This window comes from Viridibacillus sp. KH_047 (assembly GCF_057838945.1).
Genome location: NZ_CM174479.1, coordinates 1,247,381 through 1,273,768 on the forward strand (window position 1 = coordinate 1,247,381; position 26,388 = coordinate 1,273,768).

Annotated in this window: 26 protein-coding genes and 1 pseudogene; 19 read left to right on the forward strand and 8 right to left on the reverse strand. The window is 35.1% G+C overall.

Features of this window, described 5'->3' with window-relative positions; genetic code table 11:
- Positions 1 to 11: 11 nt before the first annotated feature.
- Entirely contained in the window at positions 12 to 452 is a 441-nt protein-coding gene (locus AC3IS5_RS06245) for a Fur family transcriptional regulator (RefSeq protein WP_489427022.1), read from the forward strand.
- Between the two features lie 51 nt (positions 453 to 503).
- Here AC3IS5_RS06245 and AC3IS5_RS06250 read toward each other — a convergent pair.
- Positions 504 to 551 (reverse strand): annotated as a pseudogene (locus tag AC3IS5_RS06250) (excalibur calcium-binding domain-containing protein); the annotation flags it as partial.
- 99 nt (positions 552 to 650) lie between these two features.
- Here AC3IS5_RS06250 and AC3IS5_RS06255 point away from each other — a divergent pair.
- Both AC3IS5_RS06255 and AC3IS5_RS06260 read left to right on the forward strand, forming a co-directional pair.
- A complete protein-coding gene (locus AC3IS5_RS06255; protein ID WP_489427023.1) occupies positions 651 to 1,028 on the forward strand; it encodes a hypothetical protein in 378 nt (125 codons plus the stop codon).
- A gap of 170 nt (positions 1,029 to 1,198) precedes the next feature.
- Positions 1,199 to 2,101 (forward strand): TetR/AcrR family transcriptional regulator, encoded by a 903-nt coding sequence (locus AC3IS5_RS06260; RefSeq protein WP_489427024.1) that lies wholly within the window; start codon positions 1,199 to 1,201, stop codon positions 2,099 to 2,101.
- A gap of 52 nt (positions 2,102 to 2,153) precedes the next feature.
- On the opposite strand, the gene AC3IS5_RS06265 is transcribed toward AC3IS5_RS06260, so the two are convergent.
- The gene (locus AC3IS5_RS06265; protein WP_489427025.1) at positions 2,154 to 2,351 is read right to left on the reverse strand and encodes a DUF5316 family protein; all 198 of its coding nucleotides are present in this window, start codon (positions 2,349 to 2,351) and stop codon (positions 2,154 to 2,156) included.
- A gap of 163 nt (positions 2,352 to 2,514) precedes the next feature.
- Between AC3IS5_RS06265 and AC3IS5_RS06270 the strand changes: the two genes are divergently transcribed.
- Positions 2,515 to 3,285 carry a sulfite exporter TauE/SafE family protein gene (locus AC3IS5_RS06270; protein WP_489427026.1) on the forward strand — a complete coding sequence of 257 codons (771 nt, stop codon included), beginning with the start codon at positions 2,515 to 2,517 and terminating at the stop codon, positions 3,283 to 3,285.
- A 42-nt stretch (positions 3,286 to 3,327) separates the two neighbouring features.
- On the opposite strand, the gene AC3IS5_RS06275 is transcribed toward AC3IS5_RS06270, so the two are convergent.
- Entirely contained in the window at positions 3,328 to 4,110 is a 783-nt protein-coding gene (locus tag AC3IS5_RS06275) for a TrmB family transcriptional regulator (protein WP_489427027.1), read from the reverse strand.
- 442 nt (positions 4,111 to 4,552) lie between these two features.
- Between AC3IS5_RS06275 and AC3IS5_RS06280 the strand changes: the two genes are divergently transcribed.
- The 11 genes from AC3IS5_RS06280 to AC3IS5_RS06330 all read left to right on the forward strand — a co-directional run bounded on the left by AC3IS5_RS06280 (position 4,553) and on the right by AC3IS5_RS06330 (position 16,164).
- On the forward strand, positions 4,553 to 5,788 hold the full coding sequence (locus AC3IS5_RS06280; protein WP_489427028.1) for a transglutaminase domain-containing protein: 1,236 nt from the start codon (positions 4,553 to 4,555) through the stop codon (positions 5,786 to 5,788).
- A gap of 384 nt (positions 5,789 to 6,172) precedes the next feature.
- Positions 6,173 to 6,784: a TerD family protein gene (locus AC3IS5_RS06285; protein ID WP_489427029.1), complete on the forward strand. Its 612-nt coding sequence runs from the start codon at positions 6,173 to 6,175 to the stop codon at positions 6,782 to 6,784.
- Positions 6,785 to 6,816: 32 nt separating this feature from the next.
- Positions 6,817 to 7,401 (forward strand): TerD family protein, encoded by a 585-nt coding sequence (locus AC3IS5_RS06290; RefSeq protein WP_489427030.1) that lies wholly within the window; start codon positions 6,817 to 6,819, stop codon positions 7,399 to 7,401.
- A 37-nt stretch (positions 7,402 to 7,438) separates the two neighbouring features.
- Positions 7,439 to 8,014, forward strand: a complete 576-nt coding sequence (locus AC3IS5_RS06295; RefSeq protein ID WP_489427031.1) for a TerD family protein — start codon at positions 7,439 to 7,441, stop codon at positions 8,012 to 8,014.
- 50 nt (positions 8,015 to 8,064) lie between these two features.
- Positions 8,065 to 8,817 carry a TerC family protein gene (locus tag AC3IS5_RS06300; protein ID WP_489427032.1) on the forward strand — a complete coding sequence of 251 codons (753 nt, stop codon included), beginning with the start codon at positions 8,065 to 8,067 and terminating at the stop codon, positions 8,815 to 8,817.
- A gap of 102 nt (positions 8,818 to 8,919) precedes the next feature.
- On the forward strand, positions 8,920 to 10,086 hold the full coding sequence (locus tag AC3IS5_RS06305) for an HpcH/HpaI aldolase/citrate lyase family protein (protein WP_489427033.1): 1,167 nt from the start codon (positions 8,920 to 8,922) through the stop codon (positions 10,084 to 10,086).
- A 1-nt stretch (position 10,087) separates the two neighbouring features.
- Positions 10,088 to 11,455, forward strand: a complete 1,368-nt coding sequence (locus tag AC3IS5_RS06310; protein ID WP_489427034.1) for a phosphoribosyltransferase family protein — start codon at positions 10,088 to 10,090, stop codon at positions 11,453 to 11,455.
- 26 nt (positions 11,456 to 11,481) lie between these two features.
- Positions 11,482 to 12,561, forward strand: a complete 1,080-nt coding sequence (locus tag AC3IS5_RS06315; RefSeq protein ID WP_489427824.1) for a cysteine protease StiP family protein — start codon at positions 11,482 to 11,484, stop codon at positions 12,559 to 12,561.
- 10 nt (positions 12,562 to 12,571) lie between these two features.
- Positions 12,572 to 13,384 carry an HAD family hydrolase gene (locus AC3IS5_RS06320; protein WP_489427035.1) on the forward strand — a complete coding sequence of 271 codons (813 nt, stop codon included), beginning with the start codon at positions 12,572 to 12,574 and terminating at the stop codon, positions 13,382 to 13,384.
- A 55-nt stretch (positions 13,385 to 13,439) separates the two neighbouring features.
- Entirely contained in the window at positions 13,440 to 15,062 is a 1,623-nt protein-coding gene (locus AC3IS5_RS06325; RefSeq protein WP_489427036.1) for a YceG family protein, read from the forward strand.
- A 22-nt stretch (positions 15,063 to 15,084) separates the two neighbouring features.
- Positions 15,085 to 16,164: a toxic anion resistance protein gene (locus AC3IS5_RS06330; protein ID WP_489427037.1), complete on the forward strand. Its 1,080-nt coding sequence runs from the start codon at positions 15,085 to 15,087 to the stop codon at positions 16,162 to 16,164.
- Between the two features lie 204 nt (positions 16,165 to 16,368).
- Here AC3IS5_RS06330 and AC3IS5_RS06335 read toward each other — a convergent pair whose 3' ends face one another.
- The 5 genes from AC3IS5_RS06335 to AC3IS5_RS06355 all read right to left on the reverse strand — a co-directional run bounded on the left by AC3IS5_RS06335 (position 16,369) and on the right by AC3IS5_RS06355 (position 20,783).
- Entirely contained in the window at positions 16,369 to 17,565 is a 1,197-nt protein-coding gene (locus AC3IS5_RS06335) for an FtsW/RodA/SpoVE family cell cycle protein (RefSeq protein WP_489427038.1), read from the reverse strand.
- Between the two features lie 493 nt (positions 17,566 to 18,058).
- Positions 18,059 to 18,631, reverse strand: coding sequence for a 5' nucleotidase, NT5C type (locus tag AC3IS5_RS06340; RefSeq protein WP_053416333.1), 573 nt, complete (start codon positions 18,629 to 18,631; stop codon positions 18,059 to 18,061).
- Positions 18,632 to 18,649: 18 nt separating this feature from the next.
- Complete coding sequence (gene ispG / locus AC3IS5_RS06345) at positions 18,650 to 19,765, reverse strand: flavodoxin-dependent (E)-4-hydroxy-3-methylbut-2-enyl-diphosphate synthase (protein ID WP_053416332.1); 1,116 nt, start codon at positions 19,763 to 19,765, stop codon at positions 18,650 to 18,652.
- A 97-nt stretch (positions 19,766 to 19,862) separates the two neighbouring features.
- Positions 19,863 to 20,207 carry a hypothetical protein gene (locus AC3IS5_RS06350; RefSeq protein ID WP_489427039.1) on the reverse strand — a complete coding sequence of 115 codons (345 nt, stop codon included), beginning with the start codon at positions 20,205 to 20,207 and terminating at the stop codon, positions 19,863 to 19,865.
- A 60-nt stretch (positions 20,208 to 20,267) separates the two neighbouring features.
- Positions 20,268 to 20,783: a DUF1189 family protein gene (locus AC3IS5_RS06355; RefSeq protein WP_489427040.1), complete on the reverse strand. Its 516-nt coding sequence runs from the start codon at positions 20,781 to 20,783 to the stop codon at positions 20,268 to 20,270.
- Between the two features lie 196 nt (positions 20,784 to 20,979).
- Here AC3IS5_RS06355 and AC3IS5_RS06360 point away from each other — a divergent pair, with 196 nt between their 5' ends.
- From AC3IS5_RS06360 to AC3IS5_RS06375, 4 genes are all read left to right on the forward strand, one after another.
- Positions 20,980 to 22,608 carry a Na/Pi cotransporter family protein gene (locus AC3IS5_RS06360; RefSeq protein ID WP_489427041.1) on the forward strand — a complete coding sequence of 543 codons (1,629 nt, stop codon included), beginning with the start codon at positions 20,980 to 20,982 and terminating at the stop codon, positions 22,606 to 22,608.
- 11 nt (positions 22,609 to 22,619) lie between these two features.
- Complete coding sequence (locus tag AC3IS5_RS06365) at positions 22,620 to 23,099, forward strand: DUF456 domain-containing protein (protein ID WP_489427042.1); 480 nt, start codon at positions 22,620 to 22,622, stop codon at positions 23,097 to 23,099.
- A 139-nt stretch (positions 23,100 to 23,238) separates the two neighbouring features.
- A complete protein-coding gene (locus tag AC3IS5_RS06370; protein WP_489427043.1) occupies positions 23,239 to 23,847 on the forward strand; it encodes a superoxide dismutase in 609 nt (202 codons plus the stop codon).
- A 255-nt stretch (positions 23,848 to 24,102) separates the two neighbouring features.
- Positions 24,103 to 26,310, forward strand: coding sequence for a peptidoglycan D,D-transpeptidase FtsI family protein (locus AC3IS5_RS06375; RefSeq protein ID WP_489427044.1), 2,208 nt, complete (start codon positions 24,103 to 24,105; stop codon positions 26,308 to 26,310).
- The last annotated feature ends 78 nt before the right edge of the window (positions 26,311 to 26,388 follow it).

A 26,388-nucleotide genomic window follows, 5' to 3' on the forward strand; every position in this document is an offset into this window, starting at 1 on the left:
GGAGTTTGGGTATGAATATTTCTAGAGCGTGGGAAATTTTAAAAGAGAATGGCTATAAAAAAACGGACAAACGAGAGCAAATCTTAGATATGTTCGCGGCTACTGAAAAATATTTAACCGCACGGGACCTACTGCTTGTTATGAAAAAGGATTATCCTGGTATGAGTTACGACACAATCTATCGTAATCTGGCTACATTCGTCCAGCTAGGTATTCTTGAAGAAACTGAACTTTCCAGCGAGCGACACTTCCGCATGCAATGTGAAACGGAACATCATCATCACCATTTTATTTGTATGGCGTGTGGCAATATTAAAGAAATTCATCTCTGCCCAATGGACCTCCTGCAAGAGCAACTACCATCATACGAAATTGATGATCACAAATTTGAAATCTACGGCAAATGTCCAGACTGCAAAAAATGCGAGCAATCGAAAAGTCTAAGTAAATAAAAACAAGCATCTTTCACAAAGGGAAGATGCTTGTTTTGTTATGAAAAGGGCTTATCTCTCACATACAATGCCATCTTTATCACGGTCTTTGGATTTATTGGCTGAGAATAAACTATAAAATTAATACGACTTGAAAATAGTGAGACGGGTAAAAATGTATTATAGTGGAATGTATGACAGAGCGGACGGGTGATTGATTTGAAAAAAAGTATGGTATTAGGATTAGTAGCGTCTGTTTTAGTTTTAGCGATTTTCAGCTTTGCTATTTATACACTCATTGCTAAAATAACAGATACATCAGCTATTCAAATTGACGAAGTGGAAGTATATGATGGACAAACTTTGCATATAAAAGGAGACTTTACAGATAGCAAAAAAAAGTATGCGGGTTATACTTTTGATATTAAGGAAGATAAATTTTATTTGCGAATGAAAACCGTGCTGTTAGGTGGTAAATCAGGTGGTTTCGACTTTGTAATAAAGGATTCAAATTTAGCGCATGTAAAAGCACTTTATTTACAAGGAGCTAATAAAGAAGACCAAGTTTTACTTTGGAAACCCAAAAAAGAAGAATAAACTTGATTGGCGATCTAAACTAAAAAAAGCCCTTTACCATCTACTAATTGCATCCATTGATATTATTAATCCAAACTAAAGTATACTATCGGTCCAAAAATATACTTAAGGTTTATTGTGGTAAGATATAGTTATGAGGAATTAAAGGTTGATTTTAAAGGAGTATATATATGAATAAACGAAAAAAGCATGTTATAGAAAAAACACATGAATTGTTTATAGAAAAAGGCTATCATGCTACTTCGATACAAGAAATATTAGATCACAGTGGTATTTCTAAAGGATCTTTTTACAATTATTTCCCTTCTAAAGCGGATCTTTTTAAAGCTGTATTTAAATTAGTCATAGCTGAAATAAAAGAGAAGATGGATAAATTACTGATTGGTGAAGATCTATCTGATGTTGATGTATTTGTAGAACAAGTAGTTTTAATGATAGGGATCAATCGACAAAATAAATTACAACAACTTTTAGATGATGTAATTGTTTCGAATGATCCGGAATTAATAAAATTTATTAAGGATTTCAAATTTATGTTCTTAAAATGGATACATGGACGTTTCCTGAACATACTTCCAGTGGAAAAACAAGCGTACTCATTTGATTGTGCCATTATTTATATGGGAATTATTCAAAACTTCCGTCAGACAAGTAAAATGTTGGGTGAGAGAATTCCGGATAAGCAAATTGCTAAGTATGGTATGGACCGTATGATGAATATCTTAGAAGATATAAGTAGAGAAGGAATTCGTTTATTCACTCCGGAGCATGTAAATAATCTATTTCCAGACGGAGATAATGAGGACTCATTAGATAATGAATTGTCCTTTACAACACTCGGTTTAAGGAAAGAAATTGAAAAAGTATTCGTTAACGATGAATCTAGGCGAGAAACGTACTTAAAACTTCTGTATTTTATACAAGAAGAATTGATGAATAAAGAAGAGCCTCGGGCATTCCTAATTGAAAGTGCATTATCTACTTTAAATAATTGCGCTGAAATTAACTCATTACCTTATTTTACAAAATATTATAGAATATTAATTAAAATGGATTACAAAGTAATTGAATAAAAAAAAGGTAGTAAAAGCAGATGCTCTTACTACCTTATTTAATGTCAAAATACTAAAGTACCCAAACGATTATGAAACAAATTACGCCAACTGCCAAACTATATGTACTTATTTTCATCCTTAGAGCACGGTCTTCTGGTGTAATATTTTGAACGGATCGTCGGTCCCTTTCTCCCGATTGCCATGCACCTATAACAAGACCAGCAATGAGAATTGCTATAATCCCGATAGTGAAAAAGATGTTAATCATTAAATCATTCCTCTCCATAACTTAGTATACGAAACTTATGGTAGAGTTGTTTAAATATTTTAGAATTATAGTCTATTCTCTATTTACAAAGCAGTGAAGTGTAGTTACTATTAAAGTAGTAACGTCATTAATCTTGTAGTAGAAAGTTAGGGAGATGGTTTACATGATGGATTTGGACTTATATACACTTTTATTGTTAGTTGCCTTTGGTTTTTTAGCAGCATTTATTGATTCGGTTGTTGGTGGGGGCGGTTTGATTTCTATTCCTGCTCTAATGTTTACGGGATTATCACCCTCTACAGCGATTGCAACGAATAAGCTAGCAGGGTCTATGGGGTCCCTTACTAGTACTATTTCATTTTTTCGTTCTGGAAAAATCGATTTTAAAATAGTCGGTAAATACTTCCCGCTTGTATTCCTTGGCTCGATGTTAGGTGCATGGTTTGTACACTTTATATCACCAGAAGTACTGAAGCCACTTGTGTTAATACTGTTAATTGCTGTAGCAACATATACCATCTTCAAAAAAAACTGGGGTCAAAAGTCTACTTATGCGAAATTAGATAAGAAGAAGGCGCTAATATTTACGGTTGTAATGACAATAATTGGTTTTTATGATGGCTTTTTAGGGCCCGGGACCGGTTCTTTTTTTATCTTTGCATTTTTAATGATTGGTTTTGATTTTTTACAAGCTGCAGGCAGTGCGAAGTTTTTGAATTTTGCTAGTAATATTGCGGCACTTATAATGTTCTTATTTCTAGGAGCCGTTAATTTTTCTTACGGTATTCCGATGGGGCTTGCGATGATTGTTGGAGCAATTGTTGGCTCGAAATTTGCTATTAAAAAAGGTGCAAGCTATGTACGTGTATTATTCATTTTTGTTACGGTAATTTTAATCCTTAAAAACGTATTAGATTACTTACATATTTTATAAAAAATGACCTTCGCAAAATAATATGCGAAGGTCATTTTCTGATTACATTGAAAAAAATTGTTCTCTCTCAGTTGCAATCCATTTCTCAACTGTATCGTTTTGTTTTTTGACTAGACGATTGACGAGAATATCATGCCAAATATAGTTTTCTAACAAATAAATATGGATGGGGTCGTCGGTATAAAAGGCAGTCTCCCTTTCTAAAATTGATGGACCGTAAATCATTTCTTTACCATCAATAGACAAGATAAACCACTTTTGATGACCGATATTCTCCGTATAAGAAGTTATACGGTGATGATCTAAACCTTGTAAGGGCTGTTCAATTTCAAAGACAATCCCTTTTAGTCCACATTTCTCTGAAGTTGCTTGTAAATCTGCAAGTAGCTCTTCATACATATCTCCCCAAAATGAAATCACCGCTTTTTTCTCTGCTTTTTTCAGCAAAGTACGACAGAAGGAAAGAATATGCTCGGCACCTTTTAATGTTGCTACACGATTATCTGGTGTCAGTTCTGTTTTTTCAAGTTCTTTTAACGACTCGCTAATAGATTCAAAATTAGTGCGCCAATTCGACTGCATTGATTCTAAAAAGACATCAACAGGGAGCGGAGAATATTGCGCCGCTTCGTTAATTTCTTCTTTCAAGACAAGCCCTTGTTTTTCAAGTCCGTTTAAAATTTCATATATGCGTGCACGTGGAATACCTGAGTCCTTACTTACTTGATAAGCACTGGCAGAGCCAAGTCGCACTAATGCCAAATATGCTTTGGCTTCATATTGGTTAAAGCCAAGCGATTGCATTTTTTGTATTATGTCTTGCACAAGACCACCTCAGTACATTCGTCATTCTGCTACTATCATATCAAATAGTCCGTAGACTTGCTTACCTTAACATGAATAGGGAGTATTACAATTCAGGGAATGAAATTAAAATTTCGGACCCAACTATATAGTGCTATTTCTATAGATAGTTTCTAAGTAAAACAATAAGTCTCCTAAATGCAGGTTACCTGGCATTTCAGAGTTATGGAAAAAAATAAATTAGTCATTACGATTAGTGAATATGAAATAACAATGAATGCATGTTGATTTAATACAAAATTAAAATATTGTTTAGAGTTCTTTTCTGGAATACTTCGACATGGTTAAAATATAATAGGGAATGAGGACTTTCTGTAGTGTCCTTCTTTTAAATTATCCTATTAAAAATTGAAGATCAAGTTCATTGACTGTAGACTTATGAAGTAGAGGATGTGATGATGACTTGAGAAAGGTAAATTGGTACCTATCGATTTTCAGTTTAATATTGATATTGGCCTTAACAAGTAGTAGTGATAGGATTTTGGAAGTATCAGCTGCAAAAGATGCAGTCACTGTTTCCTCTGTTAAAGGTCTAAAAACAGCCGTGTCTAGGGCTATGCACAATTATGACGGGAAGTTAATCATCTCTTATAAGGGCAATATTACGCAAAAAATGGATCAAATAAATGGAGTCGTGGAACAACTTTTAGCTGCTGATGATTATCTCTCAGGTAGTTTTAAAGAGAGTAATATTCATTATCAATATAATTCAAGTTCAGCTATTATAAACTATACGTTTTCTTATCATACGTCGAAGAATCAAGAGCAGTATGTAGATGCACAAGTAAAACGTTTTATAAATGAAGAGATATCTGAAAAGATGAGTGATTTTGACAAAGTAAAAGCGATTAATAATTATATCGTGTTAAATACAAAATACGGGTCGGATACTAAAGCAAGCGCTCACTCAGCTTATGCTGTTTTCAAAGAAGGAAAAGCGGTTTGCCAAGGCTATACATTAGCGGCTTATAAATTATATCAAGCAGCAGGAATCGATGTAAGATATGTTGTAGGGTATGTCGATCAAGTTGCGCATTCATGGAATTTAGTGAAAGTAGATGGTAAGTGGTATCATGTTGATTCTACTTTTAATGACCCTACACCAGATCGTGCAGGTAAAGTAAGTAGCAAATATTTCTTGTTATCTGATTCAGTATTGGCGGAAGATCACAGATGGGTAACTAAGGATTATCAAAAGGCTTCTGATACAACATATAATTTTATCAGAGATACCGAAGATTTTGTGAAGTCTGGAGACAAGGTTTACTATACGAAGGTAGATGGTAGCAGAGGTATTTATATAAGAGATACAAAGACAGGAAACGAAAAAAAATTAACAAATACAAATGCAAAATACTTAGTGAAAGCTGAAGATTGGTTATATTTTAGTAACAAAGATAAAATAGGTTATTTAACAAGAATTCATATGGATGGTTCGAAGCAAACGAAGATTAATGAGCAAGAATCGAGTGATTTAAAAGTACTTGATCAAATGCTCTATTATACAACTGGTGGGAAAGAGCAAATTCTTAATTTGGAGGAAATTGTAGAAGAAGATCAGAAAAAGGATTCCGGCAATCTATTTTCTTATATTGAACAATTTTTCTTTCAACTATTTCCTGGGAAATTGCACGAATAATACGGAATAATGATTGAAATAATAAAAAAAGGAAGATTTCTTAATCGACAGCGGATTAAGAAATCTTCCTTTTTATTTATCTAGGATTTGAAAAAAAAAATGAAACCTTTTAAAGTTATAATCGTATATAGTATTAAGCCGTATAAATTGATTGCTATACGGAGTAATTCTTTACATAACAAGGTGAATTTGTGACAGAGGCAATAGCCCAATAGTAAATCTATTACTGGGAATACAATTTAATTTGATTCAAAGAAAATATTACTAATATTCATAACATTTGTTATATAATTACAAATATAAGAAGTTTAGATTTTATGATGTTTCTTTTCAAATTAAGGCTGAAATATGTGAGGATTTTTTTAAAATAGGGAGTGAATGACTATGGGCATTAATTTACAAAAAGGTCAAAGAGTCGATTTAACAAAGGGAAAAGCGGATTTAAATCGCGTAATGGTTGGTTTAGGCTGGGACCCAGTTAGCCAAGGGAAAAGCGGCGGTCTATTAGGTGGACTATTTGGTGGCGGAGGTAGTGGTAGTAATGTTGACTGTGACGCCTCTGTATTAATGTTAAAAGACGGTCATTTAAAAGATGGTCAAGATGTCGTTTATTTCGGCAAACTAAAAAGTAAATGTGGATCTGTTCAACACTCTGGAGATAATTTAACAGGTGATGGCGACGGCGATGATGAAGTCATTACAATCGATTTAAAAGCTGTGCCAGCAGATTACGATAAACTTGTGTTTGTTGTTAATATTTACGATTGTGTAAAACGTAAGCAACATTTCGGTATGATGCAAAATGCATATATTCGTGTATTTGAACCTAATACTGGGAATGAATTGATTCGTTATAATTTATCTGATAACTATGCTAATTTAACAACTTTAGTAACAGGTGAGATTTACCGTCATAATGGTGAGTGGAAATTTGGTGCCATTGGTGATGGTACAACAGATGCTAAATTAGGCGAAGTTTGTAATCGATTTCAATAATATAAAACATTAAAACTTAGGAGGAATTTCAAATGGCTTCAATTTCGTTACAAAAAGGACAAAAAGTAGATTTAACAAAAACAAACCCTGGTTTATCTAATCTAATCGTTGGATTAGGATGGGATACAAACAAGTATGATGGTGGCGGAGATTTTGACTTAGATTCTTCAGTATTTTTATTAGGTGCTAACGGCAAAGTGACTGCTCCAGAAGATTTTGTCTTCTATAACAATACAAAAGGTGCTGGCGGTGCTGTTGAGCATTCTGGTGATAACTTAACGGGTGCTGGAGATGGCGATGATGAAACGTCAAAAGTATCATTAAACCAAATCCCAGCATCTATCGAAAGAATTGCGTTTACAGTTACAATTCACGATGCTGAAGCTCGTCGTCAAAACTTTGGTATGGTATCAAATGCATTTATTCGTGTAGTGAATGCTGATACAAAAGAAGAAATCGTACGTTACGATTTAGGTGAAGATTTCAGTATAGAAACAGCGGTTGTTGTTGGTGAAATCTATCGTCACGGTGCAGAGTGGAAATTCAATGCGATTGGTGCTGGATACCAAGGCGGATTAACAGCACTTTGTAATGATTACGGCTTAGATGTGAACTGATCTTCTTTTAATTAAACTTAGAAAGGGTGTCTTGTGTATGGCTATTCAGCTAAGTAAAGGACAACGAATCGATTTAACAAAAAATGATCCTAGTTTAAAAAATATAGGTATCGGATTAGGTTGGGATGTAAAGCAGTTTGATAGCGGACAAGACTTTGATCTTGATGCATCTGTGTTTTTATTAGATGCATCTGGTAAATGCCGTAACGAACAAGATTTTATCTTTTATAACAACCTAGTTAGTGCAGATCAATCTGTTACACATACAGGAGATAATCGTACGGGTGCAGGTGATGGTGACGATGAGAAAATTCTAGTGGATTTAAGCAAAATCTCACCTCAAATCGATAAAATCGTAGTAACTGTTACAATTCATGAAGCCGACACTCGTCGTCAAAACTTTGGACAAGTATTAAATGCTTATGTACGTTTATTAAATGAAGATTCACAAAGTGAAGTACTACGATATGATTTAGGCGAAGACTTCAGTATTGAAACAGCTGTAGTATTCTGTGAATTATACCGTCACAATAATGATTGGAAATTTGCAGCAGTAGGTTCAGGTTACCAAGGTGGCTTAGGAGCTTTAGTAAACGCATATGGACTACAATAAGTTCTGCTAATCGACATACAATTTAATATGTTTTTAACGGAGGAAGTCACTTGGAAATAATCAACGAAATATTGGGTACATACGCTCAATTCTTCAACTGGGAAATGTGGGGGGAGGTATTAAAAAGCCCTGAAGCATGGGGTTTAATCGGTTCTCTAGTTGTGATGGAGGGCTTATTATCCGCAGATAATGCACTTGTATTAGCTGTATTAGTAAAGCATTTGCCTCCAGAACAAAGAAAAAAAGCACTTCTTTATGGAATGTTGGGTGCTTACATTTTCCGATTTTTATTTATAGGAATTGGTGTTTACCTTGTTAAATTCTCTATTGTTAAAGTTCTAGGTGCCTTGTATTTAGGATGGATCGTCTATTCTCACTTCAAAAATAAAGGTGGAGAAGATGACGGAGTAAAAGAGTTTAAAAAGGAAAGCTGGACTGTACGTGTGTTTGGGTTATTCTGGGCAACGGTCATTTCAGTAGAGTTAATGGATATTGCATTCTCTATTGATTCGATTTTAGCTGCTTTTGCGATTTCTGACCAAGTATGGGTCCTATTACTAGGCGGTATTCTTGGAATAATAATGATGAGAACAATTGCTGGTGTATTCCTTACATTAATCGAAAAAGTTCCAGAGATGGAGACGACAGCCTTTGTATTAATCGCTATTATTGCGATTAAAATGTTTGCAGGTGTATTCGGTTTCCACATGGAGAATACAACTTTCTTCCTTATCTTAATTGTTGCTTTCTTAGGTACATTCATTGTACATTTCAGAAATAAGAAAAAGCTTGAAAATATGTAACACTAAGCATGAAGGCGTTCTATTAGTCGACTAATTTTTGACTCATAGAATGCCTTTTTCTATTAATTTGTAAGGTCATTTTAAATCGTTGGAGAGAACAATATGAGACATTTTGAAAATATGTTAGATACAATTTTCTATAGAGCACCAGAACAATTTACGAAATGGGACAATCCACAAGCGTTAGCTTATTCATTAGGTGCAACCTTATATATGCCAGGCACATTACCGAAGTTAGACGAGGTAATTCAAAATCGTAAATACAATGATTTAACCTCTCTCGTAATAGATTTAGAGGATGCTGTTGGTGATCATGATGTTGAAAAAGCCGAAAAATTAGTTGTGATGGCTTTGGATAGCCTTTATGAAAAGTATGTACAAGATAGTTCAATAATAGAGAATATCCCTCTTATCTTTATTAGAGTAAGAGATCCTCAGCAATTGCGTCGCTTAATGCAAGCAATGGGCCATAAACAAGTGGTATTAATGGGGTATGTTTTCCCTAAGTTTACTGTCGAAGTAGGACAAGAATTTTTTTCTTTATTAGCTGAAGCTAAGCAGCAATATAATCTGAAAATTTACGGTATGCCGATATTAGAAACACCGGATATTATTTACAAGGAGCTACGAATAGAAAAATTGCTAGCAATTAAACAGTTATTAGATCAGTATCGTGAGTTCGTTTTAAACGTACGGATTGGTGCAACAGATTTCTGTGGTATATATGGTATTCGTCGTAGTGCAGATTCGACAATTTATGATGTTTCAATAATAAGAGATTGTATGGCTGACATCGTCAATGTGTTTAAGAGACAACCAGATGCCTATGTAATTTCTGGACCTGTATGGGAATACTTTAGTCACGAGCGGGTACTTAAACCATCGTTAAGACAAACCCCATTTATTAAAAACGGTGCTGTTAGTGAGCGTCAGGCAATTTTAGATAAATATATAGATGGTTTAGTAAAAGAGGTATTGTTAGATAAACAAAATGGAATAGTAGGAAAGACTATTATCCATCCATCACATATTCGATATGTCCATGCGCTCTATGCAGTGACACATGAAGAATATATGGATGCAATTAGTATCAAGAAGCATAATGACGGTTCTAAAGGAGTACTGAAGAGTCAATATGCTAATAAGATGAACGAGATGAAACCTCATAGTTTTTGGGCAGAAGAAATTCTTATGAGAGCAAAATTCTTTGGAGTTTTAAATGAATCAGCTGATTTTGCAACGTTTTTATTAAGTATGGATGGTGAATGAATTGATAAAGAATCAATATGAACAACGACTACCTATTTTAGGTGACTATGAAATTACCGTAACATTAGATAATAATCCATATCATTTCAACATAGAGGATTTATTTCAAATGGCAACGCGTATTAATAAAAAGAGAGGATTTCTTTTTGTCAGTAAAGTACTTGGGAAGCATTTAGCAGTTGAACCTCAAATGCCGTTATTAGTAGGTACATTACTAAGTATGCGCTATATGGAAGAGACTTATGGTGAAATGCATGAGTTAGAAAATCTAGTAGTTCGTGCATTACGACGTGAAGTAGATGTACATGAAACGCTTGAGCAAGTGACAAAACTGCCGGTAAACTTACAACATGAGACACTTTTTATCGGTTTTGCTGAAACTGCTACGGCTTTAGGACATGCCGTTTTCCGTAACTTTAGTTCAAATGCTACTTATATTCATACGACACGAGAATTGATTAATGAGCTTGAGCCTATTATCTGTTTTGAAGAGGAACACTCACATGCAACAAGTCATCGTGTTTATTCAACAAATGAAGCGGTTTTTGAGCAAGCACAACGTATCGTTTTAGTGGATGATGAAATGACGACAGGTAATACAGTGATTAATATTATTAAGACGTTAAATGAACGTTTTCCACATATTAAGCATTACACGGTTATGTCTATTTTAGATTGGCGTCCACAGGAAAAACAGGACATTTTTAATCAGTTAGAGCAAGAGTGGGGCATTACGATTCAGTTTATATCCATTGTGCAAGGTCACTTTGAGTTACACGGGGCACCAGAATTAGCGGAACAGAAGCTAGAAAATGCAATGCAAAATAAAGCGCGTATTCAAGTACTAGATACCAACTCAAATAATATCCTTCCATATACATCAACAGACGAGCGACAAAGAGTGAATAATGCACCTTATTTACAAGGTACGGGTCGATTTAGCTTAACAGCTGAAATGCATCATGAGCTTGATGGGCAATTACAGCAAATGGCAGAACAACTTACTTCATTACGCACAACAGGTCCAGCTCTTGTAGTAGGAACCGGAGAATTTATGTATATCCCAATGCGAGTAGCATCATTTATGGGATCAGATGTTTATTTCCAATCATCGACACGTAGTCCAATATATCCTTCTTTAAATGAGGGTTATACTATTTCGCAAAAATGGTCATTTGATAGTCCAGAGAATAATGGCGTTGTGAACTTCTTATATAATTTAGATACCTACCCATACACTGAACTTTTCATTATAGTAGAAAGAATAGCAAACAAAGCTGCATTATCTGAGTTAATAGAACAACTGGAAACTGTGAATATAGAGCAAATATATATCCTCGTGATGAACTATGGGGAGGGATTTGAGTGAGTAACGTAAATTATATTCCAGATCCAATGGGCAGCTATCAGCCGGATGACTGTGTCTTTTTATTACGTGATTTAAGTACGCAATCACTTGAAATGCGTAATGAGGAGCGTGAACGACTAATTCAATCAGGGACACACTATTCAGAAATGTTGCCTATTGAATATCAGCCTTCTGAAGAGTATTTAAAATTATTTCATCAAACGTTAGCAGCATATGCAAAGCGTATTGCTATTGCAGTAGGTGTTGTAGCAGAGCAAATAAATATGCAAAAAAGCCTTAAGAATTTAGTGCTTGTTAGTTTAGCAAGAGCGGGTACTCCTATTGGTGTATTAATCAAGCGCTACTTGCAAGAACATTATAAAGAGAATATTCCGCACTATTCGATTTCAATTATTCGTGGGAAAGGTTTCGATGAGACAGCTATCAACTATATTTTAGAAAAGCACCCTGATGCTAATATTCAGTTTATCGATGGTTGGACAGGCAAAGGGGCAATCACAAAAGAGCTAGATCAATCATGTGTGATCTACAACGAAAAGCATGGCACACAAATTGACAGTGACTTAGCGGTTCTAGCAGATCCAGGTCATTGTTCGTCATTATATGGTACAAGAGAGGACTTTTTGATTCCATCTGCTTGTTTAAATTCTACAGTTTCAGGGCTGGTTAGCCGTACAATTTTAAATGAAAATCTTTTAGCAAAAGGGGATTTTCATGGTGCAAAATTCTATGAAGAGTTGAGAAGCGACGATGTTTCCAATCTATATGTTGATAAAATATCGGCATATTTTCAACATATAGCTGATGAAGTGCGAAGTATTCTGGTAGAGCGTCTGTTGGAAGATACAACGCCTACTTGGCTTGGGATGAAAGCTGTTGAAGCTATTCAAAAAGAAATGGAAATACCTGATGTCAATCTCATAAAGCCTGGGATTGGAGAAACAACTAGGGTATTACTGCGTCGTGTGCCATGGAAAATTCTGATTAACCCCACATGTATTGATGATTTAGAACATGTATTATTATTAGCAAAAGACAAAAACATTCCAATTGAAGAATACCCTAATATGTCCTATTCTTGTTGTGGACTCATTAAAAGAGTATAGAGGAGTTAATATGAAGATACTATTTACATCTGATTTAGATCGTACACTCATTTATTCAAATCATATGATGTCACTTTATCCTACTACCAGATCGAAATCTTCAGTAGAACGTAAAGGTGATGTAGAGTCTAGTTGGATGTGTGACGAAACGATGGAGTTACTAAAAGAAGTAAGAGAAAAGACATTATTTGTTCCAGTTACTACGCGTGCAAGACATCAATATGAACGGATTCATTTCATACAAGAATTACATCCGCTTGTTGCAGTTACAAGTAATGGGGGAACAATACTAGAGAATGGTAAACCAGATCTTGTATGGGCAAAGCAGTTAAGGCAATCCATTGAAGATTCTTCGGTGCCAGATGAACAAATGCTACAAATTATGAAAGATATAAAGTATGCCAATTGGATGGAGAAATCTTTATATATTGATGATTTATTTTATGTTAATCATGTTCATCTAGAAAATGTCCAAGCGAATGCTTTGCAACAACTAAAAGAGGAATTACATGAACTTGGATGGCATTTACTCTTACAAAAGAAAAAACTCTATATGCTACCTAATGTCCTAACGAAAGAAGCAGCTGTTTCGTATATCAAGAATAAATATAGCTTTGACTATCATTTTGCAGCGGGCGACTCTATATTGGACTATAATATGCTAGCAATGGCAGACCGCTCTTACACACCACTTCACGGTGATATGAAGGATAAAGAGCCGAAAAAATTAACTCAAACTCACTATTCAAACGAAAATGGTACAGCCTTCACGAAAGAGCTATTACAAGATGTTCTAGAGCATGTGAATCGTGTTACACTATAAGAGAAAATGAAATGCTATAAGTTCAAACACACTCTTTAAGGAAGGAGGAGTTTGTATGCGTAATATGCAAATTGAGCCTATATTACATAAGGATACAACAGATTGGCAAGCGCAGTTTTTGGCGTCTAGTAAAGAAAGAGCGCTTTATGAACTGGATGATACTAAGTTTCGTTTTAGTCGAATTGCTGTACGTGTATTGGGTGTTCCTGTAGAGGAAGATGATTATTTTAATGCACTATTTGATATGGCAAAAAATGACTCAGTTCATGTATTAAGCGAAGAATTAGATAAATACATCGATCCAAAAGACTTTCAGGCTGTGCAAGCAATCTTAAAGGCACATCAGGAGACGCCTAAAGGATTGTCTATTAATCGTTTGGTAGCGATGATGTATGGGCATCAATTAATCCCACAACATCCAAATGCTTTCATAAATAAGCATTTACAGTTAACCATGATTAATATCATTGAATTATTTAAAGAACAGCAAGCAGCAGGGTTACTTTCAAATGAGTTTAGACGATTCTTAATAGATATGATCAAATGGCTTAAAAACCATTGGGCAAAATGGTCACAGTCATTAGATATAGGTGATGAATTTCCTAAAGTAGTTTGGTATGGGGAGTCGACCATTAGCCAGCGCTACTTTTTATTATTATTAATGGAGCTTGGGTGTGATGTTTTAGTTTTTTCTCCTACTGGGACGGATGAGTTTTCTGCGTTAGATCCTGAGGAGCAGCTGTCGGTTGTCTATCGTTATGCAACTACGACAACATTGCAACCTTTTCCTGAGAAATTACGTGAACGACAAGCAACTGTTGGTTATCGCTCAAGTAAACATTTTGATAAGTTAATGCATGACCAACAATCTGGTGTTTATAAACCATGGCAGTTCAAAGAACACTTACCACGTTCTATTACATTGCGTACAACATATGATGATATTTTCATTTATGGCAATGAAAAAGCGATGGTACGACCAGAGTTCAAAGTTGTCGGAGAGCAAATATATATTCCGGTTATTTTTGCGAAAATTGCTGGTATTTCAGCAGATCGTGAAGAATATTGGGAGAATATGCACAAGCTTATACAAGGTCCGAATTGCCAATTTGTTAAAGCATTTCCATATATGAAAACTAGTAAAGCAAATTTCCAATTCCATTACAATCATTGTTTGGAGAATAATGAATTATCACCTGCGAAAATGATGACAAGTGATTGGTGGCAATATGGTCAATTACAGGAATCCATTCAGCAGGCAATTGCACATACGATCAAAGACTGCTGTGAAAATCCTTCACTTCTGCCACTTGCACATGAGAAGGAGATAGATCTTCAACTCTTTATGTTTAAAACAGCAACAATGATTCCAATTGAACTGTTACGTTTACTGCAGAACTTTGATTATTCACAGGAAATTCCTCGACTCGTTTTATACCATTCACAAATGGACGGGGAACTATCTCGAGAAGACGCAGCATTACTAGTCTTTTTAAACCGATTTGGTGTAGACGTCATTCTATATAATCCGACCGGTAAATTAGATATAGAATTGTATATGGAAAAAGATATATTTGACGTTCACTTACTTGAACATATGGTTTTTGACCAACCTTATCAAGAGCCAAAAGCAAAACCAAATTCAATAATAAAAAAATTCATCCATAAGTTTTTATAGCTTATGAGTAGGGAGTGTCCAAATGTCTGATTTAGTTGCTATGGAAAAAGATGGATTAAACGAACGAACAGCAAATGAAATGAAATTACAATTACGTCAAGAACCTGAAGTCCAAAAAATCGTGAAGATGATAGACATTAGAAATCAAATCGATTTACTATCATTAGGTAAAGAACCAGCAATCAAACTGTCACGTTTTTCTGACCGAATTCTAGATACAATGACCGTATCAAAACTAGATCAATCAAGTGAATTGTTGAACCAACTAGAAAAGTTAATGAATAAATTCGACAAAAATGAGTTAACAAAAGAGCCAGGCATGTTAGATAAAATTTTCAAACGTGCTAAGCAAAAAGTAGAAGCTCTTTTTAGTAAGTACAATACGCTTGGTAAAGAAATTGAAAAAATCCATGCGCAGTTTATGATTATTGAAGAAGAATTGAAAAGTAATAACCGTGATTTAGAAGGGCTATATCAAGAGGATATAGAATATTACTTCGAGTTAGAGAAGTATATTGTAGCAGCAGAAATGAAGCTAGATGAAGTAAAAACGTCGTTAATTCCTGAATGTGAAGCACGTGTTAGCGGTGGAAACCAAATGGCGCGTATTGAGCTTGAAAACTTAAGAACAGTACAGGAATTATTAGAACGCAAAGTAGATGATCTTGAAAAAGCGCGTATGGTAGCGGTTATCGCTGCACCACAAATCAAAACAATGCAACGCGGAAATAATGACCTAATTGCTAAGATTAACAGTGCTTTTGTAACAACAATCCCAGTTTTTAAAATGGGTATTATCAATGCAGTTAATGCACGCCGTCAAAAGTTACATGCAGACTCTTTAAATGCATTTGAAGATCGTGCAAACCAAATGCTACAAGATGTAACAAGTGACATCATGCAACAAAGCGTAGATATTGCTCGCCGTTCTGGTAGCTCAAGCATCAAAATGGAAACGATTGAGAACATGTGGGATACCATTGTTACAGGTATTGACGAATATAAAGCAGTTAAACAAGAACAAGCAGTTCAGCGTGTAGAAGATAAAAAACGTCTAGAAGCTATTCGCGAAGATGCTAAGCGCGTTCTATCTAATGGGTAAAAGAAAAAAATTACAAAAAGCATTTCCGGAGAGATCGATATCTCAGTGGAAATGCTTTTTATTTTCCGGGAAATATTCAGTGCGCTATTCGTCAAAATTTTTATAAATGCCGTTTTTTTATGTTAGAAAATCATTATGTACGCTAATCGAATAATTAGAAGTATTAAAAAGAAACTTGCTAAACTAACTAACACGAGTATCCTTTCATTTGTAGGATTTTGCACCAGATTGCACTTCCACTTCATTTGTATTTTTGAACATATAGCCGCTATACGACATTTTAATCGCATGAATCAGGCCAATAAGCATCATATTCGATAATAGAGAACTACCTCCATAACTTAGGAATGGTAAGGTGACACCCGTAACGGGTAATAACCCAATCGTCATGCCAATGTTTTGGAAAATTTGGAAGGCTAATAAGCCGATAATGCCCGCCGCAATTAGGAAAGTAAATTGTTTTTTAGCATGAAGGGCATGGAAAACTATACGGTATATTAATAAGAAAAATAAAACAATAACAATAGAAGCACCGATAAATCCGGTTTCCTCAGCAATCGTAGAAAATATGAAATCCGTATGTTTTTCAGGTACATACACATTATTTTGTAAATAACCTTTTCCGCTAAGTAAACCGGAGCCAATAGCTAATAGTCCTTGCTTTGTTTGGTAGGCTGAATCACTAAATTCAAAAGGATGGAGCCAACCGTTAATACGAGATATTTGGTGCGGAGCCAAACTAGTTAGAATTTTGTCAGTGAAAAATTGATTGAACAAAAAATAAATAATGATGATTGAACTGATTAAAACTGTTGGGATAATCGTAATGACTGCCAGCAGTTGTTTTTTTATACCGGAAAAATAAATCATCGGTATAAGCATCGCCATATAAAGCATAAGCATACCTGTATCTGGCTGTTTGTACACGATGAGCATCGGTGGAATGCTAATAATAGCAATTTTCGTTAATAACCATAAATCCGTAAAGTATGTTTGAACTTGTTCTTTTTTATTATGACTTTCAATGAGCTTTGCGACGACAAGTAAAAGTGCGAACTTAAAAAACTCGGAAGGCTGGAAAGTGCCTATAAATTTTATATGATACCAAGATTTTGCCTCATTGATCGGTCTCGCAATACTTTCAGGAGCAAAAATAAGTGCGATTAATAGGAAGACAATCACGCCATAAAAGGGCCAAGATACTTTCTTCAATTGTTCAAAATCTAATCGTGAAACAGCGTACATAATTACAAAGCCAATACAATAAAAAGTAATTTGCTTTACTATAAATGCATCACCATATTGTCCGAAATTAGTACTACTTGAGTATATAAATAAGCAGCTAATCAATGCGAGCAATGAGATATATATATTAATTTGTCGATCCATTTGAATTTTCATTTGTACTTCTCCTAACCCATTCGATATGTAAATAGTAACGGTTATTGAATAAGAAGGTTCCAAAATTTTTTATTTATGTAAATATAATTACAACTAAAATGATGAGTACATTAGTAAAACTGTCTTGTATCCTTAAAATAGCTTTCAAACATATAAACTAATATTAATGAATGTGACTTTTAAAAAGTGAATTTATTGGAAGTGATTAAATCGAAATCAGAAGAGGAAGCAAAAAAGATGTAAGAGTTGGATAATCAGGGAAATTATATTATTGCGTTATCTAAATCAAAAGATATCAATGGAAAAACGTACAGAATGTATTTTATGAAAGATGGCAAGGTATTCTTTCAAGATCCTGTGAAAACCGAAATGACGTACATATCAGTACAGCAGGATACGGCTCTTTATGAAGAGGTGAGGGAATTATTCGATATTCGATTTTAAGTGTGAAATAAAAAAGCTAGTACGCAATTTACGTACTAGCTTTTAGTCTTTAAATACCGAATTCTTTTTTGATCCAGTGATTTGCTTCTTGCCAGTTACTTACACGAATCACGCCATTTGGAATGGGTTCGCGGTTATAAGGAGCATCGAATAATAACACTGGGATATCTAATTCCTCGTGGAGTTGAACTGCATTTGCATGCTTGTCCTCGAAAAAGGCATGTACATCGTATTCACGAGCTTTAATTGCTTTATTGACAGGTCCAACGATATCAATTTTATCATATGGTACATTGAATTGTTTAAACCATTCATAAGTAACATCTGTTGAATTGTCCTCGCGAGCTGTAATGTAATAAAGCTCAACATCTTTTTGCCAAGCAGATAAAATTGCTTGTGCATCCTGTTGAATAGGTGAAGCCATATAAATTTCTGGCTCATTTTCTCTAAACCACTTGAAAAATTCATCACTATCAACAGGGAACGCAGCAGTTAAGTCATATTGCGTAATATCAGATAATGCTAAATTGACATTAAAGGCTTTGTTGATATGAGGCAGAAGTGATTCTGGAGTCGTAACAGTACCGTCAATATCGATACCAAAACGGTAGTTTTTTTTCATTTCATTGCCCCCTGTATACTATGCTTTTGCGTTCTCAGCTTTTTCAGCATCTCTTTTTTTATAATATTCTTCAGCTAGTTTGTCGATTTCGATTTTCAGCTCTTCAACCATCGTTTCTTCAGGTACTTTACGAACAGTTTTACCCTTCATAAATAGTAAACCTTCACCGCGAGCACCAGCGATACCGATATCCGCTTCACGAGCTTCACCAGGACCATTTACTGCGCAACCTAGAACAGAAACTTTAAGTGGTGCTTTAATTGTTTGAAGATATTCTTCTACTTCGTTAGCAATTGAAATTAAGTCAATTTCAATACGACCACAAGTTGGGCATGAAATAAGTGTTGGAATGTCAGAAGCTAAACCGAATGTTTTTAATAGTTCACGTGCTACTTTTATTTCTTCAACTGGGTCAGCGCTTAATGAAATACGCATAGTATTACCGATACCCATGCTTAATATTGCGCCTAAACCAGCTGCTGATTTAATCGTACCAGAGAATAATGTACCTGATTCAGTAATACCTAAGTGAAGTGGATAGTCAAATGCACGAGATGCTTTTTCATATGCTTCAATTGCTAGGTTTACATCAGATGCTTTCATAGAAACGATAATATCATGGAAATCTAAGTCTTCTAAGATTTTAATATGGTGTAAGGCACTTTCAACCATACCATCAGCAGTAGGGTATCCATATTTTTCAAGGATTTTACGTTCTAATGAACCAGCGTTTACACCGATGCGAATTGGTACACCTTTTGCTTTAGCTGCATTCACAACAGCTTCTACTTTTTCTTTACGTCCAATGTTACCAGGGTTAATACGAATTTTATCAACACCAGCGTCGATTGCTTTTAATGCTAATTTGTAGTCAAAGTGAATATCCGCTACTAGTGGGATATGGATACGTTTCTTGATTTCAGCTAATGCATCAGCTGCTCGTTCATCTGGGCAAGCGACACGAACGATTTGACAGCCCGCTTCTTCTAAGCGAAGAATTTCTGCCACAGTTGCTTCCACATCATGTGTTTTAGTCGTTGTCATACTTTGTATAATTACTTCATTGCTTCCGCCAATTGTTAAGTCACCTACGCGAACTTTACGCGTTTTCGTACGGTGAACGATTTCATTCATGAAAACTCTCTCCTTCATAGGCTCAAAAATAGAGCCTTCACTGTACACTATTTTAGCAGTGTTCCAAAGAAAATGACAAGGAAGAAACATTAATTGTTTAATTTGTACATGAATGAGCATTTTTTGTACTGAATGGTAGTTGAATCGACTCACCAGGCTTAAATGATTGTTTGAGTAAATGAGGATTTAGTTCATAAAAAAGCTCTAAGCGTTCTGAGAAGCTCATCGAACTTTCAGATGGGTAGAGCGCAAATAATGATTGTAGGTTATCACCGGGTATTGTACGAACCGTGATTGTCTTAATATCTGGAACATCAACACATGTTTCTTCAACAACTGGCTCTTTATAAAAAGCTGCTAGCGGGATTGTACCCTCTAGAAGATCGATTTTCAGGATAAAAGCAATAAATAGAATGCCAACTGCAGAAAAGAATATCTTCAAAAAAATCTCCCCCTTCGTTCAATATATGAACAAGAGAGAGATTCATTCGTAGCAATTCTATTATTTTTTTATTTTTGGGTATTTCGTTATCGCACTAGCGATATAGGCTACAGTAATCATCATAGAAATGATGGTCATAACTGCGCCATTTAAAGAGGTGAAAGATAGTAAAGTTGTTAGAATAGTAGAAAGAGTTGTAGCGAGTGCAGTTGTACGCCAAATATGGCGATATTCACCTCGATGTCCCATCATCTTTAATAATATAGATCCTATAAAGCCATAAATACTTATTCGTAGAAAAGTTAAAAAAGTAGCAATGGTGAATAATAAGACGAAAGCAAACGGATAAATTAGCCATTTTATATCATCTAAGTACTCTTTTAGACCTTCAAGTTGCGACGTGTCAACGCTTGAGCCCACACCCGTTAGGAATTGGATAAAAGAAACCACAGTGATAAAAGTGATTAATATAAAGACGTATTGAATCAATTTACCAATGGGTAGCATTCGGTATGCAGCTAGTTTTTTTGGATGTAATATACTGTCTAGAAATAATTGATAATGTTTAATTTTCATAATATGATATTCTCCTTCTATGTTATATTACCATGAGTTAGTAACACTTAGTAATTGTCGGCAATGTGAACAATTACGATGTATTGAAGTGACTATATTAAACGATTGTAAATTTTTTAAAGAATAACTTACAATTTGATTACATGTTCTTCATAATAAAGCTGAGCTTAATAGTAATGCAGGGAGTTGACAGCAGGTGAGTCTGAATTGGCAAGAAATGATTTTCCAGTTCTTTGGGGGATTAGGACTATTTTTATTTTCCATTAAATATATGGGTGACGGCTTACAAAAATCAGCAGGAGATCGCCTTCGTGATATATTAGATCGCTATACAACAAATCCAATGATGGGCGTATTAGTCGGCATTTTAGTAACGGTACTTATTCAATCGAGCTCTGGTACAACGGTCATTACAGTTGGACTTGTTAGCGCAGGTTTTATGACGCTACGTCAAGCAATAGGTGTTATTATGGGTGCCAATATAGGGACAACATTTACTGCATTTGTCATTGGCTTTGATATTGGACAATTTGCGTATCTAGTCTTAGCTATTGGTGCTTTTCTATTATTTTTCTTTAAGAAAAATAGTATCCAAAATATCGGACAAATAGTATTTGGTCTTGGAGGATTATTTGTTGGCCTGGAACTTATGAGTAATGGTATGAAACCTTTGCAGGAGCTACCAACATTTATCGATATGGCATTACGTATTAGCGAAAATTCTTTACTCGGAGTTATTTTAGGTGCATTGGTAACATTCATCATTCAGAGCTCTAGTGCCACAATTGGTATTTTACAAGGATTGTACGGGGAAGGATTAATGCCGCTTCAAGGTGCGTTACCGATTTTATTTGGTGATAATATCGGAACGACATTAACGGCTGTATTAGCATCAATTGGTGCATCAGTTGCCGCCCGTCGAGTAGCAGCGATGCATGTATTATTCAATGTTATTGGAACAATTATTTTCCTGTTATTATTACCGCAATTTACACTTTATATAGAATGGTTAGCAGGCGTCGCAGGATTAGAACCTAAAATGCAGATTGCATTTGCACACGGATCTTTTAATGTAGTAAATACAATGATTCAATTACCATTAATTGGTGTGTGGGCGTATGTTGTGACTAAGCTCATACCTGGTGAGGATTCTCTTATTGAATATAAACCAAGAAGTTTAGATCTGCATTTTATTGAAGCATCACCTGCTATTGCTATTGGACAAGCGAAGGAAGAAGTTTTACGTATGGGTGAATATAGTATTCGGGGTCTAGAAGAGACATTCGAATATTTGAAAACAAATGATAAAAAGAATGCTACAAACGTTTTACAATATGAAGAAGCAATTAATAGTTTAGATCAGAAAATCACTGATTATTTAGTGAAAGTTTCTGCACAACCATTGTCAGATACAGATTCTACTAGACATCATATTTTACTAGAAAATGTCCGTGATATTGAGAGAATTGGAGATCATTTTGAGAATATCGTGGAGTTAATAGACTACAAAGAGGTGAATGGGGTACAGTTGAGTGATCCTGCTTTAACCGATTTAAGTGAAATGTTTACATTAACGATTGAAACAGTTCAAAAGGCTATTCTTGCGTTGGATACAACTAACCATGGATTGGCGATTGAAGTGACAAAAAAAGAAGAGCTCATTGATCAAATGGAGCGAACTTTTAGGAAAAAACATATTCATCGATTAAATCTTGGCCAATGCTCGGCACATTCGGGTATCGTCTTTACTGATATCGTTAGTAACTTAGAACGTATAGGGGATCACGCTGTTAATATCGCGGAAGCTATTTTACAAAAACATTAAGGAGGGGTTTTATGGATATAATCGCTTGGATACTTATTACTTTAAGTTTTATTGTTGCGTTTGTAGGGCTTATATATCCGATTATTCCGTCAGTACTATTTATATTGCTAGGGTTTATCCTATATGGAGTATTTTATAGCTTTGGAGATTTACCTTGGTGGTTTTGGGTAATCCAAATTCTGTTTGTTGCTTTATTATTTGGAGCAGATACGTTAGCAAATGCTTTTGGCGTGAAAAAATTTGGTGGTTCAAACGCGGGAATGTGGGGGAGCACGATTGGCCTATTAATCGGACCTTTTGTTATTCCTATTGCAGGCATATTGCTAGGGCCTTTTTTGGGAGCAGTGCTAGCAGAGTTAATCTTTAATAGAAGTAGTGTAAAACAAGCCGTTCGAACTGGAATCGGTTCACTCGTCGGGTTCTTAACCTCTATTATTACAAAAGGGATCATCCAAATAATAATGATTGTTATATTTGTTATTGTGATATAAATTGTTTGATAAATTAATAGATTTTCAGTCAAAAGGCTGAAATCCAGTGTTTTAGTGAATAATGTTTGTATGAAAGCTGTTATTTTGATAATCTAATAATGTAATTAATACTTATTAATCCTGAGGAGGAAAATTAATCATGGCTTTTGAATTACCAAACTTACCTTATGCATATGACGCATTAGAACCACATATCGACGCAACTACAATGGAAATTCACCACACTAAACATCACAATACTTATGTTCAAGGCATTAACGCTGCACTAGAAGGTAAATCAGAATTCGAAGGGAAATCAGTAGAAGAAATTATTGCTAATTTAGATGCTGTTCCTGAAGAAATTCGTACTGCTGTACGCAACCACGGTGGTGGTCACTCTAACCACTCATTATTCTGGGAATCTTTAGCTGCAAATGCAGGTGGAGCTCCAACTGGCGAATTAGCAGCTGCAATTGATGCTAAATTCGGTAGCTTTGACGCTTTCAAAGAACAATTCGATAATGCTGCTAAAACTCGTTTCGGTTCAGGCTGGGCTTGGTTATCAGTTGCTAACGGCGAATTAGAAATCTCTTCAACTCCAAACCAAGATTCACCAATCATGGAAGGTAAAACTCCATTATTAGGTCTTGATGTTTGGGAGCACGCTTACTACTTAAACTATCAAAACCGTCGTCCTGACTACATCGGCGCTTTCTGGAATGTAGTAAACTGGGATAAAATCGCAGAACGTTTCGCAGCTGCAAAATAATCTATTTTAAATGCAACAAAGCACGTACCTTTGACGTCAAAAAGGTGCGTGCTTTTTTTATGGTAAAAGAATACATAAGGTGACCCGGAAAGTATGTAAGTTGTACTTTTATTGTCTTTTTCCAAAAATAGAGCACTTCATTATTTTCCTGTAAAAACAAAAGCAATTAGCCTGTTTTTCGACATGACTACGGTGTGTTTTTGTGCTGAAAATGATATACTACTAATTGTGAATTAAGCGGAAGGGGGGCATTGCATGCGCAAAAAAAATCCATCTAAAAAGAAACGTGCAGCTAGTGTCAAAGCAAAACAGCGTGCAAATCTTTCGTTTCGAATGAATATACTTTTCTTTTCAATTTTCCTTTTGTTTTCTCTTTTAATATTACGTTTAGGATATATGCAAATCGTTAAAGGTGAAGATTATGTGAGAGAATTAGCGCGAACTGACGAAGTAACGGTAAATTCTAGCGTTCCTCGAGGCCGAATATATGATAGACAGGGCCGTGTTTTAGTGGATAATGAACCAAAGAATGCGATTACTTATACAAAAATGCAATCGACAACAACGAAAGAGATGTTAGATGTTGCAAATAAACTCGCAAAACTCATTAAAATGGATACGAAAACTATCACGGATCGAGATAAAAGAGACTTTTGGATAACGCTTAACAAAGAAAAAGCTTATGCAAAAGTAAGCAAAAAAGAACAGCAAGACATTAACAATGATCCAGAACTAGAACCGAAAGAAAAGCAGGCAAAGTTAGATGAATTAGTGCGTAAACGAATTACTAACGATGAATTAAGAGAATTTACAAAAAATGATTTACAAGTGCTAGCTATTTATCGATTAATGACTGCCGGCTATTATTTATCACCACAAATTATTAAAAGTGATAATGTAACGAATAAAGAATTTGCAATTGTATCAGAGAATTTATCAGAGCTACCCGGTGTGAATACTACAACAGATTGGGCTCGTGTGAAAAAATCTGCATTAAGTATTTTAGGGTCAACAACAACACCAAGGGAAGGTATTCCAAAAAATTTGGTGGACTATTATTTGGCACGTGATTATTCTCGAAATGATCGTGTCGGTAAAAGCTATATTGAACAACAGTATGAAGAGATATTACAAGGCCAAAAAGCCGTTGTCAAAAATGCGACAAACGGCAAAGGGCAAGTTGTAGATACAATAACAACGTCTGAAGGATCACCGGGTAAAGAATTAATGCTTACTATCGATAGCGAATTACAAGAAAGCGTTGATAAAATTGTTGAAGAACAATTATTATATGCGAAATCACAAGGTGGATCTTCATTACTTGATCGTGCTTTCCTTGTTATGATGAATCCAAACACAGGTGAAGTTTTATCAATGGTTGGTAAGAAAATTGATACAGATGATAATGGTAAAATGACTGTAAATGATTATGCCATTGGTACATTTACATCGGCTTATGAAGTAGGATCTGTTGTAAAACCAGCAACTCTATTAACAGGGTATTCTCTAAATGCTATCAAGGTAGGCGAAACACTACTTGATACACCTATTAATATCGCAGGTACAATAAAATCATCTGTTTTCAATCGAAGTGGTGCAATTATGTTGAATGATTTGACTGCATTAGAACGATCATCCAATGTTTATATGTTTAGAACGGCTTTCCGTATTGCGGGAGTTAACTATGTACCAGGAGCTGGTTTAGCTGTAAAACAAGAAGACTTTACTAAAATTCGTAATTCTTATGCACAATTTGGTTTAGGAGTACAAACGGGTATTGACTTACCAGGCGAATTTGAAGGTGTGAAAGGGACAGAAACATTATCGGGTAAACTACTTGATTTAGTAATAGGTCAGTATGATACATTTACACCAATGCAGTTAGCACAATATGTATCCACTATTGCAAATGGTGGGACACGTATACAGCCTCACTTAGCAAAAGAAATCCGAGAACCATCAGTGGATGGCAAAACATTAGGACCAATTGTAGAAGAATTCGCTCCAAAAGTATTAAATACAATTGACAATTCGAAAGAGGAAATTGATCAGGTAAAAGAAGGTATGAGACGGGTATACTTTGGTAGCCAAGGTTCAGGTGCTAGATACTTCCGTGACGCGGAATTTACTGCCGCAGGTAAGACAGGTACTGCTCAAGCAATTTATTACGGACCAAAGAAAAGTGCTTACGGTACAAACACTCTTTCTATTACACATATCGGCTTTGCGCCATATGAAAATCCTGAAATTGCTTATGCTGTAGTAGTGCCATGGGTTACTACGAATCAAGAAACTTATCCAGCTATCAATAACATCATTGCTCGCAAAGCTGTAGATAAATACTTTGAAATCCAAAAGAAAAATACAGAAAAAGCAAAACAAAAAGTAGGAGAAAAAATTCAAAAGCCTATTACAAAAGAGCAGATTGATGAAGAAGATGCTCAAAAAATGAATGCTCAATAAAATGACTTTCTTCTATTAAAATAGTTAAACGCCTCACATTGTACAAAATACAATGTGAGGCGTTTTTTGTTTACATTA

What these genes read in the sequence shown, in the direction of transcription:
- AC3IS5_RS06245 (WP_489427022.1), top strand. Translation starts at nt 12, where the DNA reads ATGAATATTTCTAGAGCGTGGGAAATTTTAAAAGAGAATGGCTATAAA.
- AC3IS5_RS06260 (WP_489427024.1), top strand. Translation starts at nt 1,199, where the DNA reads ATGAATAAACGAAAAAAGCATGTTATAGAAAAAACACATGAATTGTTT.
- AC3IS5_RS06265 (WP_489427025.1), bottom strand. Translation starts at nt 2,351, where the DNA reads ATGATTAACATCTTTTTCACTATCGGGATTATAGCAATTCTCATTGCT.
- AC3IS5_RS06270 (WP_489427026.1), top strand. Translation starts at nt 2,515, where the DNA reads ATGATGGATTTGGACTTATATACACTTTTATTGTTAGTTGCCTTTGGT.
- AC3IS5_RS06285 (WP_489427029.1), top strand. Translation starts at nt 6,173, where the DNA reads ATGGGCATTAATTTACAAAAAGGTCAAAGAGTCGATTTAACAAAGGGA.
- AC3IS5_RS06290 (WP_489427030.1), top strand. Translation starts at nt 6,817, where the DNA reads ATGGCTTCAATTTCGTTACAAAAAGGACAAAAAGTAGATTTAACAAAA.
- AC3IS5_RS06295 (WP_489427031.1), top strand. Translation starts at nt 7,439, where the DNA reads ATGGCTATTCAGCTAAGTAAAGGACAACGAATCGATTTAACAAAAAAT.
- AC3IS5_RS06305 (WP_489427033.1), top strand. Translation starts at nt 8,920, where the DNA reads ATGAGACATTTTGAAAATATGTTAGATACAATTTTCTATAGAGCACCA.
- AC3IS5_RS06315 (WP_489427824.1), top strand. Translation starts at nt 11,482, where the DNA reads ATGGGCAGCTATCAGCCGGATGACTGTGTCTTTTTATTACGTGATTTA.
- AC3IS5_RS06320 (WP_489427035.1), top strand. Translation starts at nt 12,572, where the DNA reads ATGAAGATACTATTTACATCTGATTTAGATCGTACACTCATTTATTCA.
- AC3IS5_RS06325 (WP_489427036.1), top strand. Translation starts at nt 13,440, where the DNA reads ATGCGTAATATGCAAATTGAGCCTATATTACATAAGGATACAACAGAT.
- AC3IS5_RS06330 (WP_489427037.1), top strand. Translation starts at nt 15,085, where the DNA reads ATGTCTGATTTAGTTGCTATGGAAAAAGATGGATTAAACGAACGAACA.
- AC3IS5_RS06335 (WP_489427038.1), bottom strand. Translation starts at nt 17,565, where the DNA reads ATGAAAATTCAAATGGATCGACAAATTAATATATATATCTCATTGCTC.
- AC3IS5_RS06340 (WP_053416333.1), bottom strand. Translation starts at nt 18,631, where the DNA reads ATGAAAAAAAACTACCGTTTTGGTATCGATATTGACGGTACTGTTACG.
- ispG (WP_053416332.1), bottom strand. Translation starts at nt 19,765, where the DNA reads ATGAATGAAATCGTTCACCGTACGAAAACGCGTAAAGTTCGCGTAGGT.
- AC3IS5_RS06355 (WP_489427040.1), bottom strand. Translation starts at nt 20,783, where the DNA reads ATGAAAATTAAACATTATCAATTATTTCTAGACAGTATATTACATCCA.
- AC3IS5_RS06365 (WP_489427042.1), top strand. Translation starts at nt 22,620, where the DNA reads ATGGATATAATCGCTTGGATACTTATTACTTTAAGTTTTATTGTTGCG.
- AC3IS5_RS06370 (WP_489427043.1), top strand. Translation starts at nt 23,239, where the DNA reads ATGGCTTTTGAATTACCAAACTTACCTTATGCATATGACGCATTAGAA.
- AC3IS5_RS06375 (WP_489427044.1), top strand. Translation starts at nt 24,103, where the DNA reads ATGCGCAAAAAAAATCCATCTAAAAAGAAACGTGCAGCTAGTGTCAAA.